Genomic DNA, 16,122 nt, shown 5'->3' on the forward strand with positions numbered 1-16,122 from the left:
GCGCTACGGCTTGAACAAGTTGTTCCACACCTGTAAGCGCGCGGATTGAGATTTAATCGTCACACTGCTATCTTATAGCCATGATGCGCCTATTCTTGGGCGCCTGCACAGGAGGTTTGAGCTCTGTCTCAACATTCAAACGTGGCCGCAAACGCCGCCACTTCGACGGCCAAAGCGGCCCCCGAAAAAGACCCGGGCACCAGCGAGGAGCTGCTGGCACGGATCGTAGAATTTCTGGAAGAGGAAAAAGCCGAGGAGCTGGTGCAGATTGATCTGCGCGGGCGCTCTCAGATTGCTGACTACATGGTAATCTGCTCCGGTCGGTCGACCCGTCAGGTCACGGCACTTGCCGAAAAGCTGGCGGATACGATCAAGCTGGACTTTGGCCGGTTCTCGAAAATGGAGGGCAAGGCGCAAGGCGACTGGGTTCTTCTTGATACTGGCGATGTGGTTATCCACATCTTCCGCCCAGAGGTTCGCGAGTTCTATCAACTCGAGAAGATGTGGCTGCCCGGCGGCACCGCAGAGATCGAGTAACGAGCGACCGCATGAGGGTCACGATCTGCGTAATTGGCCGCCTGCGGGCGGGGCCAGAGCTTGATCTCATCAAGGACTACCTTCAGCGATTTGACCGCACGGGCCGCAACCTAGGGTTGGGGCCTGCACAGATCATCGAACTGGAGGACAAGAAAGGCGGCGGCTCGGCTGCCGAAGCCGTCCTGCTGGAACGCGCAATTCCCAAAGGGGCCACGATCTGCACCATGGACGAGCGCGGCAAGGTCATGACCTCCCCCGACTTTGCCAACATGCTCGGGGGCTGGCGTGATCAGGGCGTGGGCGATCTGGCCTTCGTCATTGGTGGCGCGGACGGGCTGACCAAAGAGCTGCGCGCGCAGGCCGACACATCGCTGTCATTTGGGAGAATGGTCTGGCCACATATGCTGGCGCGCGTGATGCTGACCGAGCAGCTTTATCGCGCTGCGTCCATCCTGTCCGGATCACCCTACCACCGCGCCTGAAGGCTTACTGCGCACGGTGCTATCATCGCTTCTTAACGCTGGCCTGCCACAACCCCTGCTGATTTCTCTCATGTCAGGATACGAATTATGGACAGCTTTTCCGCATTCCCAACGACCCCGATCTCCCCCGCTCGTTCGGCCAGTACAGTGGTGCCAAACGATACCCGTGATCTACCCCATATCAGCCGCGCGCTTTATGTCGGGCAAACCGGTGCCTTGTCAGTCGAGATGGCAGATGGGGACGTGGTGACGTTTGAGGGCGTGCCCGCGGGCAGCATGTTGCCGATCCGCGCGTCTAAAGTCAGGGCAACCGGTACGACTGCCGCCGCGGTTCTATCGCTTTGGTAAGGCTCTAAAGCCTCTCATCCATCGCACGCCACTGGTGACCGGGCGCTACCAGCGTCTGGTCACCGGACCGCTTTCGCAATGCCACCTCGCTGATCACACGAGCCAATGCGTCAGTATAGTCGCGCAAACGGTCTTCCCCAACCAACCTGGCGATCTTTGTCTGATGCGTCAGGGCTTTGCGGTTTCTGAACCCACTTAGAACAGACTGCACCAGCGCTTCTTGACCAGACGCGCGGCAATCGACGGTTGCGTCATAGCCAAGCGACCCGAACAGCCCCGCGAATTTCCCGCTATATGCCAACGGCACGACCGGCACATCCGAAGAGAACGCGGCGATGCAGGCATGCATCCGCGCACCTACGAAGAAATCCAAACCAGCGATATGCGCCTTTGCCATGCCGGGTGACTTGAACGCAGGGGCGACTGTTACATCCGGAAACTCTTTTTGCAGGCTCAATGCTGCGGCGTAGTCATCCTCTAACGGGGCCTGCGGGCAGATGACATGAGGCACCAATACGACGTCAGGGCGTTCGGGCAAGGCCAATAGCTGACCAATCAAGTCGCGCATCGTTGCAGGGTAATCCGCCAAGAGCTGGAATTGGTTACGGCCCGTGTAGCCACCCGCCATCAACAGGCCCGAGACGTTCAACCCGATGGCAGGTCGACCCCGTGTGGGACTGACACCCTCAGGCGGGAGACGCAAAGCAACGTCGCTTGCAGTAACCACAGGCCGCGTCACACCCAACGCACGAAGCGCGGCTGTGGAATGCTCATCCCGCGTGGCCACAAGTAGCGCACGTCGAATCAGGTCACGCGCGAACGGACGGGAGAGCCATGAGGTGAACGGGCCGAAGGTTTGCGGTGCCAACACCACCGGGCAGCGCGACATATGTACGAGATATTTCAAATATATCATACGGCTAAGGCGCTTTGGCCCATAAATGTCCGAAAAGCTGTCACCGGCCCCGATATCAAGCATCACGTCGCATTGCCGAAACATCGCCATGACCTGTCGGGGGTCTTTCATAATCTCGCCCGTTAGATGCCGGATCGTAATATCGGGGCCTTCGACGTAAGTGGGCCGCTGGCCGACCCAATCGAATAACGTCACCGAAATCTCGACACCCGTGGCGCGCGAAATACTGCGCAGAATATCGATTTGCCCGACAGTCAACGCACCTACCCCAAGGTTATCAGAGTGTGAGGAATGGAAGAGTAGCCCGACAGTCAGCATGGGCCTTCTTCCTTAACTGGCCGTTGAGACGCACGGCGGATCATCCCCCCGAAGTTGCGGACAATGTCTGATACCGAAGCGCGGCGGGCCATCGTCCAGAGCCCCATGCCACGATAGCGCGGGAATGGACGGCCCATAAGCCAAAGCGCAGCTAAGCGTGCCAGCAGGACACGCCTGCGCCGCGTCTGGCCGGGCTGAACGTCGGCAAGTGCGGTTAAGTCGTAGGGGGACAGATCAAGATGTCCCGATAGTTGCGCTGCCTTTACTCGTGAATGCCCCTCTTGGGTACGACACAGCACGAGGCTTTGTCCGGGCTGGTCGTCGAAGCTGGGATAGCCATGGGCGTCTGATTGCCACGCATCTGCGAACACAACATCTGCAAAAACACCGCTGCCGTCTGCGCAGAGCTTGCACCGGTGCTGCACTCTTTTGGAAAGAGTTGCGCCCCAACTTTCTTCATAACTGATGCTGCGCTGCGTTCCGTCCTTCAGCGTTGCAGTTGCACGACCCGGCCAACCTTCGGCACGGTGCTGGAATTGCGCCACATCTGAGGGCTTCACGCTCATGTGGCGAAGGATGTCTTGGCCGCCCTGAACAGACGGAACCCCAGCGCAGAAGAAAGACACTAATATAGGCACCATCCGCGCGATTTCGACATCCTCTTGGCGCAGGGCATAAAGCGCCGACACGTCACACGGCTTGCCAACGAATGCGAAGCGGCGCGCACCACCACGTAGACTGTCGAGGATATCCAACGGGCTCGACGGTGCGTAACGTGACCCCGCCGCCCCGCGTATGTCACGGATGCTTGTTGAAACCGTGGTTACATTTGCCAGCGGATTTAACGGGTCGGCGGTCACATGGATCACCCCATCGACTTGCTGGGATTTAATCAGCGATATCAGAAAACCGGACAAAGCGCCGCCTGATGCTGCCCGATGGCGCAAAGCCTTATTGTTGGAAAATCCGATCTCGGCGGAAACATATGGCCCCCAGATTGGATCCAATTTGCGCCCGCGTCGCAGGCTTTCCTGTCCCACGCTCGGGCAGATACGCGATAGCTTGAACTGCTCTGACGGATGCAATTCGCGGGAAAATCGTGGGCGCAAGAAGCCGTCTTTGTCGGTTTCCATGCGGGCAGCAGAAGGGGCAACCGCCGCGCAGCCGCCGCAACCTGCGCAGAGGCCTTCGGCCAAGATCTTTGAAATATCGTGGGGCAAGTCGGGCCAGCTTTCGTGATTTCAGAAACGCATTTACCACTCGTTAAACACCACAGTGGTTAATGGGCCGTAAACTTAAACTGGAGCGCCCACTTGATCCGCATCACAACCTTGCTGTCAGGCCATGGTCTCGCAGCGCTTTCGACTTTGGCGCGCAATCTTGTGCTGGCGCGCATTTTGGGACCACAGGACTATGGCGTGGCAGTGGCATTGGTTGTTGTCATTGCTGCGGCGGAGCTGACGACGACTTTAGGCCTGCCTCAACAGATTGTTAGCCACAAACATGGCGCAGGCCGCCAATTTCAAGCGACACTTCACACCGTGCAGATCGCAAGAGGATTACTGGGCGCTGGCATCATATTGCTGACTGCAACTCCGCTTGCCAACGTGCTGGGTGCACCCGATGCGGCCCCGATACTAAGAACCGCGGCCTTGGTCCCAACTATTTTAGGCTTTATCCATCTCGATCCGTTCCGCGCACAACGCCATCGGCGTCATCTGCCGCAAATCTTAGTACTTGCCGTTCCTCCGATGGTTTGTGTCTTAGCAATTTGGCCAATGTCAGGATGGCAAGACGGACCTAGCCTCATGCTGGACCTGCTACTGGTACAGGCATTTATGAGCGTCGCAATCTCACATTTGATTGCCGTGCGACCCTATCGTCTGAAGTTCCACATGAGCCAGATTCAGCAAGTCTTGCGATATGGTCTTCCGCTCGCCGCCAATGGCATCCTCATGTTCGCGGTTCTCCACGCCGAAAAACTGATCGCCGGGGCCGGATTGGGGTTGGTTGAAATGGGCGTGCTGGCCATGGGCTTCACGCTAACGCTGACCCCCGCGTTAATCATGGCGCGCAGCTTTCAGGCTTTTTACCTGCCCAAGCTGCGCAATGAGCGCGAGCAGGTCTTGGGGTTGGCGATGATGCTGGGCGCGTCACTTTCCGTAGTGTTGACCACGCTGGTGCCCTTATGTCTTCCCGTCTTGGGGGCGGGCTTTGGCGGGTTGGCAGAGCTCATCCCCATTCTAAGTTGCCTTGCCGCGCTGCGCCTGCCTAAATCCGCATTGGCGACCGTAGCACTTGCCGAAGGGTGCACCAATTTGCCGGCTGTTGCGAACCTTCCCAGAGTGCTGGGCACCCCGTTAGTCTGGCTAGCCCTTGGTTGGGGTGGCGATGTCAAAACTTTATTGGTCATCGCGACAACGGCCGAAGTCGCAGGGGTAGGACTGGGCATCTTGATCTCCCGCACCAAGCAACTTCCAGTTCGGGCAACCGCAATCGCCGCGCTTGTTGGTGTGCTTGTCTTGTCTGGACAGCATGGGTTAGCGATCTTCGCATGTGGCATAGGATGGATGCTATATGCGTTCAGTCCGACCCCGTTTCTAACGCGTCGCACCACATGACGTTGGCAATCCATATCGGCTATCACAAAACTGCCACGACGTGGTTGCAACAACGTGTCTTTGTGCCGGAGATGGGTTTCGCCCCTTTGCTGGATCACAGTGAGGTCGATCGTCTGATTATCCGGCCGCATGATCTGGATTTCGAACCTGAACCGGCGCGTCAGGTGCTTACGGACCGACGGAAGGACGCACCTTCTACTGCCTGTGCTGTCGTGTCTTCGGAAAACTTGTCCGGACATCCGTTTTATGGCGGACGCCAAAGCGCAGCACTTGCACGGCGACTACAAAGCGTGGCCCCCGACGCGCACATTATTGTCACCGTTAGATCGCAGGAAACCATGCTGCCCTCGGTCTATCTGCAATACTTGCAACGCGGTGGTACATTGAGTCATCAGGAATTTTTCGCTGGCGCTAGGGGATATGGATATCCGGCATTTGAGCTGGAGCATTTCTGCTATGATCGTCTGGTTTCGCTTTATCAGTGCCTGTTCGATTTCGTTCACGTTATAACGTATGAACAGTTGGCCAATGCACCGAACCAAGCGTTTTTGGATCTAGCCAAATCACTCGATCATCCGATACCGGCAATTTCGAAAACTGGGGCGAAGCGGGTTTCCGCATCGTTGCCGCAAGCAGTTGTGCCGCTGCTGCGTAGGGTTAACCAAACCCGCAAGTCTACGTTGAATCCAGCCCCCGCGGTTGCTCTATCGCGGGAGCCGGGCTGGATGTATCGCGCTCTGACTGCGAGCGCGAAGCTGCGTGTGGCAAAGCCGCTGTTGAAAGCCCGCCCCATCGATGCCTACGTGAGTGAATGTTTCAAGAGCGCATTCACCGACAGTAACCAACGGTTGGGCCAAATTACGGGCGGGCATTTGGATCTGTCGGCATACCCCTAGGTCGCGTCAGCGCCGAGTTTCCACGGATCGGCATTCACCATAGCGGACGGGCCACCCAAAGACTTATATGCCCCACCAGCGGGATCGCTGCTGTCACTGTTGGCACTTTTCCAAACGGTGAGTTGGTGGATCGTGCCTTCGACCTGATAAGATCCGCTAGCCGTCGCCAAGAGCAGTAAAATCCGGTTAGTCGGTAGTAAGCCGGAACCAGGAATAAATACCTCGCTCATCACTTGAACCCCATCCAGCCATATCCGCACAAAACCTGCACTCATGTCGACTGACAGCACAATACGGGACCGCACAAGGTCGGTCATAACCCCCGATGCTGTTTGCACGTTGTTAACCTTCACCGCCCCGTCAGCGTCCCGGACACGAACGCGCAGACTACCGCTGGGGAGAACCTCTAGCTTCAAGTAGTTTCCTGTCGTCGTCATCAAAGTACGAGACCCCGAGGATGGCACAATCATCGCTACATCCAAAGCCAGCTGAATGCTGCTGACACCCGGCCCGAGCGTGACCGTATCCCTGAAATGAGGTCCGGACGGGCCAGCAACAAAGCTGGGCGCCGACGCGACCAGTGTGTTGGCCAAGACGGTAGCGGATGGAAGTGGGCGCACGCCGATGCCATCAATCCGCTCCGCACCTACATCCACGATGGGCCAGTTCTTGTAGGTCTGGGCGTAAAGGTCTTCAGGGAATTTCACAGCGCCGGTCGCGCCACCTTCGCCAAAACTGATAACATCGGTTGCGCCAAACAACCCTGTTTCCGCGAAAATGCGCACGCGACCTTGGACAAGCTCGGCCCGCGAGGCGGGTACTCCGTTGATCTGCCAACCAAACACATCGGTCCAATGCTCAAAACCCACCCCCAAGGCTGTTTCATTGCGTGCCTCGCGTAACGTGGTGATAGGCCCGGCGCTGGACCACACCTCGACATAAGAGCCGGACGGCTCCCATATGCACATGTCAAACTCTGGAATACTCCAACCGGTTAGCCCGCTGGATTGCAGGATTGCGTGAGCTGTCAGTCTTGAATACATCGCTGCCCCGTCGTCGTGATCGCCAGCAGGGTGGCTTTGATCGATCCAACCGCCTGATCCATCAGCCTCCCCGTTGCGGTAGGCCAACGGCTCCAGCCCAGATGGTAGGAACCAAGTCCCAGCATGCACATTGCCGACCATATTGCGCCACGCCACCCGCGCGTCTTGCTTGTTGCTAAGATTTTCCTGCATGGCACCCAACGCCGTAACGGTCGCGTTTTGCATGTCTTCGGTAATGTCGAAGCGGTGCGGTCCGAACGGCACCCAGCGCGTGTGGGCAGGATCGTAAAGTTCGCCAAACCAATGATCCGCGGTGTAGCTGCCACTTGCGCCGTAGCTGATCTGTGCCGGGAATCCGATCGGGCTGCCGTTCAACAGCTTGCCAGTGAACAGTGGAAATAACGCATCGTCATAGTTTTCTGCCAGCGCACCGGCGGAGGCGAACCACGACACCACCGGGAGGCCGACATGCTGACCATCGGCTGTCGCAAACGCATGCAGAGCCGCATCGTCTAGCCAGCTTCGGCCTGTGTTGCTGTCATCCACCAGCTCTCGGAAACCTGTTCCAGAAACCGCATGAAACACGATGGCAACCTTGTCATCGGGGCGCTCTGCCAGAAACACATTTGCCATTGCCGCAAGCGCGGCTGTGTGCGGGTCATCATCGGTGAGGTGCTTAATGACAGGAGCGCCGTCCATCCAGATGGTCTGCATCATGTCGTCAGCCAAAAGCTGCTCGGGCGGAATTTTATCATGAGCCAAAGAGCGGATACGCACCACCTCAGACTGTCCCCAAAGCGCCACCACATGGCCCACACCGAAACGATTGGCACCAAGGGCGCGGGTGACCGGCTCAGATTTGATGCGCACCTCCGGTCTGATCCAGTTTGCGCGACGTGAATGGCTGGCGGTGGCCCGCCAGTTGCCACCTGTTGGAATATCCGCAACATCTGCCCAGTTGGTGGCGGTGCCATCCTCACACAGGAACCTTAATTGCACGGTTTCGCCTTCGGTACCCGATCCACTTAGAGGAATTTCCGCAGTATCACGCCCGAACGCTGCGCCGCTGTCAAACAAGGTCCGGTCGCGCGAAAACGGGTTGAGCGTGATATGTGTCAGCGCAACAAACGGGGTGGCGTCCGGTACCTTTAGTTGCCTCACAGTCAGTCCAAGAAGTATCGTCATCTAGCAGCCTTTCCCGCGCATCCGCCAGAAAACGGGGGCAAGAGGCCGAACCAACAGGTGCAGCAGAGCGCCCCCATCAGGTGCGAAGCGTCTCTTAAATGTGGTTTACAGGCCAAAACCGCCTGTCATCGCATCGCCATTAGTACAGAACGCAGGGGTGTTGCGCGCGGACGGCGGCAGCGGACGCACCCGCTAGGTAAGGCCAGCCTGCGCCAGTCGTGCTTCACGGGTGTCCGCGTCGTTCAGTCGCCCGAAGAGGCCAGTTGCGATATCTTGTCTGATAACTCGAGCAGGATTTCCGGCAACCAGACAATGTGCCGGCACATCCTTTGTCACAATCGCACCCGCCGCAACGATTGACCCGTCGCCAACTCTGATACCGGGCAACACCACCGACCGCGCGCCGATAAAGCAATTTCGTCCGACCCAAGTGTGCAGATAAAGACCTCGTGTTCGGTCGTGGGTTAGGATGCAAGCCTCGAACGCGACGTAACTTGTCTCACCGATGTGAACTCCGATGGGAAAGGTTCGGTCCAGCCGCGCGGATAAGGAAAACTCCGCGCTTGGATGAATATTCATGCCGAACAGGTGTGTGTACATCATCCGCTTGATACCAACCAGCGCGGAACGAAGAAGCCGAAGCCTGTTCAGACCCCGTCGCTTTGCTTTTTCAGGCAAGGCGCTCGAGATCTGAACCGAGTTTTCCAAGGCTGCGCCTGCGCTTTGGCAGGGCCGGACTGGGGACTCGTCGCATATGAGGTCGTCCATGCGATATTTCTCTCCATCCACGCAATTGCCCCTTTATTGGGGCGGGGTCTCAAGGACCTGCAATCATTTAGCTAAAACTCTATGAATCTTTGGTTAATTCGTGATGAAGAAACACGTTAACCAGTCGTTATCCAATCCGACGCATCCTGTGCCTGTCCTACAAAAGTAAGCCGCACATGCCACGTCGAAGCCTCGCACGTCCCGACAACAAACTGTCCCCTCTTGTGGTCCTCTATATCGTGGCGGTTGCACTACCGGTGCGCTATTCTATCGGGTCGCTACAAATGACTGGCTTGCGTACATTTCTGGCGCTCGTGTTTATCCCATTACTACTAGGCTACTGCCGAAACCGCCCAACGAAAGGCCTGTCCACCGATATTCTGTTCATGCTGTTCGCTTGCTGGGCAATGGTGGCCTTCGCCCAAACTTCCCCGGCTCATGTAGTCGAAAACAGCGGCGCACTAGTGTTGGAACTGTTGGGCGGCTTTCTGATTGCACGTAACTTCGTACGCAGCGCCCACCAATTCCGCGCGACGATCAAGGTGATCCTAATAACAGTTCTGCTGTCCCTACCGCTGGCTTTGGTCGAGAGCATCACAGGGCATCCGCCGCTGATCATGCTGGTAGATTCAATACCAGGTCTTACCTCTGTCGTGCCCATTTCAATCGAGCCACGATTAGGCCTAGAGCGTGCACAGGTCCTGTTCGCGCATCCCATCCACTACGGGTTGTTCACTTCCACGCTGACATCGCTGGTATTTGTCGGGATGGTCGGTTCTTGGTCATTATGGACTCGAACCTTCGGATTGGGCGTCGCGATATTCGCCAGCTTCCTTGCCCTTTCAAGTGGCGCATTTCTGTCGGTGCTGCTGCAGGTGTTCCTAATCATCTGGGCGCTCGTCTTTCCACTGAGGCGTAAGCGCTGGCTTCTACTGGCGGCTCTTTGTGTTCTCGCTTACGTCACTGTGGATTTGATTTCCAACAGGACGCCCGTGCGGGTCTTCTTCAGCTACGCCACCTTTTCAGCCCACAATGCCTATTGGCGCGGAATCATATTCGAGTGGGGTATGCTTAATGTCTGGCAAAACCCGTTATTTGGGATCGGATTAAACGACTGGAGTCGGCCGGATTTCATGCGATCCGACAGCATGGACAATTTCTGGTTAGTTCTCGCAGTCAGGTACGGGGTGCCGGGGTTTGTGTTGTTCGCCTGCGCCTATATTTTCGGCCTTTTTAGGGTCGCATACGCAGCCTTGCCAGCAGAGTTTCAGGCCATTCGGCTAGCTTGGGTGGTCTGCTTCATAGGCCTGACCTTTACGCTCTGTACCGTTCATATCTGGACGTCGATCTATTCCTTCGTGTTCTTCTTGTTCGGGGCGGGATTATGGTTGCTGGATCCGGTCACAACATCTGGAAAGGCGCGACCCAAGCGCGCTACACCCCTATTCACCCGCTTTGCATCGGCACCCGTATGACCGCCGTCATGGGATGCATAATCGTCACCTACAACTCGGCCGGCTATATCCTCGATTGCCTTCAAAGCCTTGCTGAAGCGAACGGCGTGGCACTGAAGTTAGTTCTTGTGGACAATGCATCATGCGATGCCACGGTGCGGGTAATCGAAGAATGGACCTCACGGAATAATCTTGAGCTTTCTCTCATCCAAACATCGAAAAACGTAGGCTTCGCGGCCGGGGTGAATTTGGGCCTAACGCAGCTGCTTAAGGATCCAACTTTAGACAGGTTCTGGATACTCAACCCCGATTGTACCGTACCGCCACGTACCCCTGCCGCGTTGGCCTCCAAGCCGCTTCCATTCGCGTTATTGGGTGGTCGAATTGTGTACCAAAAGCCCATGTCACAGATTCAAATAGACGGGGGTCGGGTCAACTCGTGGACAGGGGCGACCCAAAACATCAATATCGGGAAAAATCCGGCGACTACCCCGCTGCCAGACACGGCAGCCCTCGACTTCATTTCTGGTGCCAGCATGGTAGCGTCGCGTGAGTTCGTGCAGCAGGCAGGCCTCATGCCGGAGCAGTATTTCCTGTATTACGAGGAGGTCGATTGGGCCCAAAAACGTGGGGAGCTCCCGCTGACCATTTGTGAGGACGCAACTGTTTACCACAGTGCGGGTGCTTCTATCGGTTCGCCAACGCTTAGCCGCGGACCGTCTCCTGTTTCCGCATATTTCAAACACCGCGCGCGGATGATGTTTATGGCCAAACACCACCCCTTGCGACTGCCGGTTGCGTATCTTTTCGGATGGGGAAAAGTACTTCAACACGCTCTACGCAGCCAAATCGCACCCATTCCAGCCATACTAAGAGCCTTGCACGGACTCCCAGCAAGCAGGAAGATCAGCGCGGCGGTTGGGTCTGGAGGTCACGCCGCGACGAAGCTCTTGATCCGATGGACTAGGCGGTCGTAACGCGGATTGCGCTCTGACACAGGCGGCTCAATAGTCTGATCCAAGAGGCTCGAAATTTCGCTAACCTCCCAAGCAACACGCAGGCCGGTCTGCCCTTCGAACGCAGCGGCCGTCGCAAGTTGATGATCGTTACGGTGTTCCCCTAGACGTGCGTGGCGCGGCACTAGGATAATAGGTCGATCAACAGACTTTGCCGCAATAATAGAGCCTATTCCAGCATGGGAAACCACAACTCTCGCGCGTTCAATGAAGGTCGAAAACTGCTCGCTCGAAAGTGATCTATAGGCTTCGCATCCGAGGGGCTTGCTCGCGTCACCTGTCTGCAAGACGACGCGCTCTTCGTGGGTTTTGGCCCATTCTATCATGTGTCCAATCAGGCGCGGAAACGGCAGTTGCGTGCCTACGGTAACAAAAATCAAAGCACTGCTCCAACATAGACCGCACCGGACCGTTCCGACACGGTCTCCCACTGTGTCATCCAAAGGTCTGCAAAGCACCGCGTAAGACGGCCTGACAAAGACATACACTCGGCATTGGCAATTGAGTCGATCCAAACCGTTCGGCAGCCCAACAACTTCGCCACGATCAGCGCCAATGCCCCTGGCGCAGCGCCGGTAGAGACCACGACATCCGGCCTGACGCTCCGCACAAGCCGCCATGCCGCCAGAAGTCCCAGCACCAAACGACGAGGCGTGCGCAGATTGCAATCCGGCACACGAAGCACCGTTGGCTCGCCCACATCAGCGCTGCAAGCATACACTACCTCTGCGTCTTCCATCGCCGCGTCCAACAATTTCAACTGCTGCCAGTGGCCGCCACCTGAAGATACCGCCAAAATTCGCGCCATAGTCATATTCCTCCGCAAAGTTTGCATGAAAATGTTTGTGAACCGAGAATTGATCCGACCGCTGGCGATTGAGCCTTGCCTCGCCAGATCATTCGAACAGCCGTCGCTGTGGAACAATCACCACGTCACCCGGCACAAGCAGGAAGCTCTTTCCGCCGTCGCGCATCAGTTGTTTCACATTCACGCGGTAAGTTACGATCGCCCCGCCTGCGGCGGCCGTCCGCCGTACCTGAACCCGTTTCGTTGCGGCAAACGGCGTTGTTCCACCAGCCTGAGCCAAGAACTGCATTAGCGATGAACCCAGTGGCAATTGTTGCTTTCCGGGCGCTCCGAGTTCCCCCATGCCAAACACTGTGATGACCTTTTGCGACACCTGCGCAGTTGTGACTGTCCGCATCGGGGCTTCGGGGCGCGCTACGGATGCGACGGCCACGTGCAAGCTGGGGCGTTGAACGAAATTCGGAGCCAGACCTGCGGTCAGAGCCTCGCGAACGTGGGTCAAGGTCCGACCAGCTGCCGCGATCTGACCCACCATAGGGAAAGCAATGGTTCCATCCGGCAGGACCAGCGCATTGCGGTTCAGGCTATTGTCCTCAATAACCTCGATCCGCAACATATCGCCGGGCTTCAGAACATACGGTTTGGCCAAAGCCGGCCCTGCCAACAACAGAGCAACGCACACGAGTAACCGCAAACCACTCAATGTCCTGTCCCCAACAAGACCACACCGAACGTGCGTCCGATCAATGACAGGTCAGAAAACAGACCCAATTCGCGCTCATACATCGCGTCATATTTCGCGCGCGAGACAAAACTTTCGTCGTTGCGACCAAGCACCTGCCAAGGACCGGTAAGACCTGGTCGCAACTTGAAATACGCGCTGCCGGGGTACAGAATCGCCTGCTCTTGCAAAATCGGGCGCGGCCCGACTAAGGACATATCGCCAAGCACCACATTCCAGAGCTGGGGCAATTCATCGAGTGAGGTCTTGCGTAGCGCCTTACCGATATATGTAACGCGTGGGTCTCGGCGCAGTTTTTGATTTTGCTGCCACTCGATGGCTGCACGCGGATCTTGCATCAGAATTTCGCTCAGACGCCGTTCCGCATCCACCCGCATCGTGCGGAGTTTGAACATTCGAAACATTTTCCCACCGCGCCCGACCCGTGGCTGAAAATAGAAGGCGGACCCACCATCCAACATGGCAAGACAGGCACCTAAAAAAACCAGTGGAACGGAGATTGGCGCAGTCACAATCACCAAAATAATATCCAAAGTCCGCTTCCAGAAGAGAGCATAAGACGCCCCTGAAGATTGCGATTTCACCACCGGCACATGATGGGTGTCCACGACAGATCTTGCTGTCTCGAATTCGGTTGTTGGTCGAGCATCCATCAGGTCATCCGTCTCCTGTTCTGTTGCGGTCCGCACATCGAAGCGGCGGGTTGCGACAAAGAAGAACTGAGATGAATTAATTATGTCTTAAGTTTTCAAAGGTCTGAATACGAAGGGAAATTGCAATAAAATTTGGACGGGATTTAAGGATGTTTGATTGGCGATATTGGCGGTGGGAGATTATCCGCAACGTGCCGCTTGCCGTTGTGGTAGCGCTATTGATTGTCACTTTCGGGTGGATGGGATTGAATATTCTCCCGCCAAAATACACCGCCTCCGCTCGCGTTGTTTTGGAGCGGCAGATCGGCATGGTCAGCACATCTAAAGTGCAGCGCAGTTCGGAAGAAATGCAGCATTTGCAAGTCGTGGTTCATACGCTGAAGGCTGCAATGAACGACATTGATCCAAAAGCGAAACTGGCCGAAATCGATGAGAACTTTGACCTGAAGGTCGAGTCTTCACGCGACAAGCCGACCTACCTTTTTGTCCAATCAACTATGCCAAGTCCTGCCGCCGCGATTGGACTTGCGAACTCCTTGGCGACCCGTGCGATGGCGATGAGCGACGCCACGCAACAGGCAGAGATCGATAGATCGCTAACCAAGCTTCGTACGGTGCTCGCTGGAAACCTGAACCGATTAAATTTGGTGCGCGAAACTCTGAGCGCGCACCTTAGCGAAGCGCCAACGACCGAGATTGACGACCTTCGCGCCCGCGCGTCCCAGCTTCGCGCCGAATTGCTGAAAATATCCGCTGACACACCAGTACAAAGCCCCGCTCTTAAGAAACTTTACAGCGAACTTTCCGCCGCGCGCGGCTTGTATTCTGACCTCCATCCGAAAATCCGTTTGATTCGCACCCGTATCGCGCGCTCAGAACGCCAAAGCCTCGTTGGTCAACCAATTGAAGGATTACAAAAACAGCTGCATGACCTCGAAGCGCAAGTCATCGCGGGCAGAGTCTTCCAAGAAAAATCTCATCAGTTGGAGCAAGAGGTCGGCACCGCTAACACCGCAACCAAGCGCGCCCAAGACAAGTTAAGCAGCGCAGAACGCCTCAGCGAATCCAATCGGATGCAGCTTAAGGTCGTACAGGATGCCGCCCTCACCGGACGCAGTCAGGAAGAGATACGTGCTTGGTTGCTTGCAGCGGTAACGCTTGCTTCTTTGCTGGCGGCGATTGGCGCGGTTGCTCTTCGGATCAGGCTTGATCGGCACCTTCGTCACCCGCGCGACTTACACCGTGCTCTCGGATTAACCCCTTTCGCAACCATTCCCGATCTTGGGCCGAGCCTCGGTTAGGAGACCGCTTTGGAACACCTCATAAACACGGACGAAATCCTCCGTTCAACACAGAGCACACCGGATCCCACCTCGGGTTTGCCTGACACAACTGACCTTGCGGACCCGCACAAAAGCTGGAGCCGGCTAAACGAAGTGAAGCTGGACCCTGTTGTGCTGAAGCGTCACCACGTCAAAACGGTCAAAGCAAGCGACGCTTCGGCTCCGTTCGACAGGCTTCGGACCAGAATGCTCAGCCACATGCGCGCCGCGGGTCACCGACGTGTCGCAATAACATCGCCCACCAGCGGGTGCGGCACGTCAACGGTCGTCGCCAATCTGGCGCTTAGCCTTGCGCGACAGGATGACCTGCGCGTCATGGTTGTAGACTTTAACCTTCGAAGCCCCAGCTTGATCCAGATCTTCGGATTGCAAGAATCCGGTCCGCGATTCTCGGTGCTTGCCGGCCATCGGCGGAATTTTGACAGCACGTGCTTGCGCGTCGGATCAAATCTTGGGTTGAGCCTCAATGCCACCGTTATGGACGATGCGGCGGAGCGTTTGGCGCACATCAAAACATCCGCGCTACTTGACCATATCGAGCGCGACTTCGCACCAGACATAATGATCTTTGACCTTGCAGCCCTGAGCCCCATGGACGACGGAATCGCCGCGCTTTCCTTGGCGGATTGTGCGTTGCTCATTGCACGAACAGATCGCTCGACCGCAGCAGAAATTGACATTTCTGAACGTATGATCGCCGAGAACACCACCTGCTTGGGCGTTGTGCTAAACGCATGCCGCTTCTGCGACCCACACAGCAGGTACGCTGATGACTAACACTGTCATTTCTAGTCGTTTACGGCCCCGAAAACTGGCTCTAACAAGGGGAAATAGGCTTTCTCGCTTTCTACTCTCTATAGTCGATCCGCGCGCCTATCTGCATGGTTTGAAGTTGCTAAACCATTACAACCAAACTCACGTGATCCCTCGCCGGTCTATCACCACAGGCCCAAATGCTGCGATCAGTCCGACTTGCCAATTTGCAAACCCTG

The 16,122-nt window shown here is 56.5% G+C and carries 17 protein-coding genes; 9 read left to right on the plus strand and 8 right to left on the minus strand.

What is annotated here, in order from left to right; all coding sequences use genetic code 11:
• The first annotated feature begins 141 nt into the window (after positions 1-141).
• The 3 genes from rsfS (at position 142) to BCF46_RS15845 (ending at position 1,367) form a co-directional block, all read left to right on the plus strand.
• The gene (gene rsfS, locus BCF46_RS15835; protein ID WP_245990190.1) at positions 142-537 is read left to right on the plus strand and encodes a ribosome silencing factor; all 396 of its coding nucleotides are present in this window, start codon (positions 142-144) and stop codon (positions 535-537) included.
• A gap of 11 nt (positions 538-548) precedes the next feature.
• Entirely contained in the window at positions 549-1,019 is a 471-nt protein-coding gene (gene rlmH, locus BCF46_RS15840; protein WP_121026449.1) for a 23S rRNA (pseudouridine(1915)-N(3))-methyltransferase RlmH, read from the plus strand.
• A gap of 87 nt (positions 1,020-1,106) precedes the next feature.
• Positions 1,107-1,367, plus strand: a complete 261-nt coding sequence (locus tag BCF46_RS15845; protein ID WP_121026452.1) for a spike base protein, RCAP_Rcc01079 family — start codon at positions 1,107-1,109, stop codon at positions 1,365-1,367.
• A 4-nt stretch (positions 1,368-1,371) separates the two neighbouring features.
• On the opposite strand, the gene BCF46_RS15850 is transcribed toward BCF46_RS15845, so the two are convergent.
• The gene (locus tag BCF46_RS15850; RefSeq protein WP_121026455.1) at positions 1,372-2,601 is read right to left on the minus strand and encodes a polysaccharide pyruvyl transferase family protein; all 1,230 of its coding nucleotides are present in this window, start codon (positions 2,599-2,601) and stop codon (positions 1,372-1,374) included.
• A complete protein-coding gene (locus tag BCF46_RS15855) occupies positions 2,595-3,821 on the minus strand; it encodes a Coenzyme F420 hydrogenase/dehydrogenase, beta subunit C-terminal domain (RefSeq protein ID WP_147436007.1) in 1,227 nt (408 codons plus the stop codon). Before BCF46_RS15855 ends, BCF46_RS15850 begins: the two co-directional genes overlap by 7 nt.
• 93 nt (positions 3,822-3,914) lie before the next feature.
• Here BCF46_RS15855 and BCF46_RS15860 point away from each other — a divergent pair, with 93 nt between their 5' ends.
• Together BCF46_RS15860 and BCF46_RS15865 are read left to right on the plus strand one after the other, a co-directional pair.
• Positions 3,915-5,222 (plus strand): oligosaccharide flippase family protein, encoded by a 1,308-nt coding sequence (locus tag BCF46_RS15860; protein ID WP_121026462.1) that lies wholly within the window; start codon positions 3,915-3,917, stop codon positions 5,220-5,222.
• Positions 5,219-6,118, plus strand: a complete 900-nt coding sequence (locus BCF46_RS15865; RefSeq protein WP_121026467.1) for a hypothetical protein — start codon at positions 5,219-5,221, stop codon at positions 6,116-6,118. The genes BCF46_RS15860 and BCF46_RS15865 overlap by 4 nt, the downstream gene beginning before the upstream one ends.
• Here BCF46_RS15865 and BCF46_RS15870 read toward each other — a convergent pair.
• Together BCF46_RS15870 and BCF46_RS15875 are read right to left on the minus strand one after the other, a co-directional pair.
• Entirely contained in the window at positions 6,115-8,346 is a 2,232-nt protein-coding gene (locus BCF46_RS15870) for a hypothetical protein (RefSeq protein ID WP_121026470.1), read from the minus strand. The two genes, BCF46_RS15865 and BCF46_RS15870, sit on opposite strands and share 4 nt — an antisense overlap.
• A 192-nt stretch (positions 8,347-8,538) precedes the next feature.
• The gene (locus BCF46_RS15875; RefSeq protein ID WP_121026473.1) at positions 8,539-9,114 is read right to left on the minus strand and encodes an acyltransferase; all 576 of its coding nucleotides are present in this window, start codon (positions 9,112-9,114) and stop codon (positions 8,539-8,541) included.
• A 176-nt stretch (positions 9,115-9,290) separates the two neighbouring features.
• Here BCF46_RS15875 and BCF46_RS15880 point away from each other — a divergent pair, with 176 nt between their 5' ends.
• Together BCF46_RS15880 and BCF46_RS15885 are read left to right on the plus strand one after the other, a co-directional pair.
• Positions 9,291-10,589: an O-antigen ligase family protein gene (locus tag BCF46_RS15880; RefSeq protein ID WP_121026476.1), complete on the plus strand. Its 1,299-nt coding sequence runs from the start codon at positions 9,291-9,293 to the stop codon at positions 10,587-10,589.
• The gene (locus tag BCF46_RS15885; RefSeq protein WP_170157957.1) at positions 10,586-11,545 is read left to right on the plus strand and encodes a glycosyltransferase family 2 protein; all 960 of its coding nucleotides are present in this window, start codon (positions 10,586-10,588) and stop codon (positions 11,543-11,545) included. Before BCF46_RS15880 ends, BCF46_RS15885 begins: the two co-directional genes overlap by 4 nt.
• On the opposite strand, the gene BCF46_RS20220 is transcribed toward BCF46_RS15885, so the two are convergent.
• From BCF46_RS20220 to BCF46_RS15905, 4 genes are all read right to left on the minus strand, one after another.
• Complete coding sequence (locus tag BCF46_RS20220) at positions 11,500-12,072, minus strand: glycosyltransferase (RefSeq protein WP_121026482.1); 573 nt, start codon at positions 12,070-12,072, stop codon at positions 11,500-11,502. The genes BCF46_RS15885 and BCF46_RS20220 overlap by 46 nt on opposite strands.
• Positions 11,961-12,392 carry a glycosyltransferase family protein gene (locus tag BCF46_RS15895; protein ID WP_121026485.1) on the minus strand — a complete coding sequence of 144 codons (432 nt, stop codon included), beginning with the start codon at positions 12,390-12,392 and terminating at the stop codon, positions 11,961-11,963. Before BCF46_RS15895 ends, BCF46_RS20220 begins: the two co-directional genes overlap by 112 nt.
• An 88-nt stretch (positions 12,393-12,480) precedes the next feature.
• The gene (locus BCF46_RS15900; protein WP_147436008.1) at positions 12,481-13,041 is read right to left on the minus strand and encodes a polysaccharide biosynthesis/export family protein; all 561 of its coding nucleotides are present in this window, start codon (positions 13,039-13,041) and stop codon (positions 12,481-12,483) included.
• A 50-nt stretch (positions 13,042-13,091) separates the two neighbouring features.
• Positions 13,092-13,787, minus strand: coding sequence for a sugar transferase (locus BCF46_RS15905; protein ID WP_121026491.1), 696 nt, complete (start codon positions 13,785-13,787; stop codon positions 13,092-13,094).
• Between the two features lie 290 nt (positions 13,788-14,077).
• On the opposite strand from BCF46_RS15905, the gene BCF46_RS15910 reads away from it, so the two are divergent.
• Positions 14,078-15,088, plus strand: coding sequence for a GumC domain-containing protein (locus tag BCF46_RS15910; protein ID WP_147436009.1), 1,011 nt, complete (start codon positions 14,078-14,080; stop codon positions 15,086-15,088).
• Between the two features lie 9 nt (positions 15,089-15,097).
• Entirely contained in the window at positions 15,098-15,907 is an 810-nt protein-coding gene (locus BCF46_RS15915; protein WP_121026496.1) for a CpsD/CapB family tyrosine-protein kinase, read from the plus strand.
• The last annotated feature ends 215 nt before the right edge of the window (positions 15,908-16,122 follow it).

Source organism: Litoreibacter meonggei, assembly GCF_003663885.1.
GTDB lineage: Bacteria > Pseudomonadota > Alphaproteobacteria > Rhodobacterales > Rhodobacteraceae > Litoreibacter > Litoreibacter meonggei.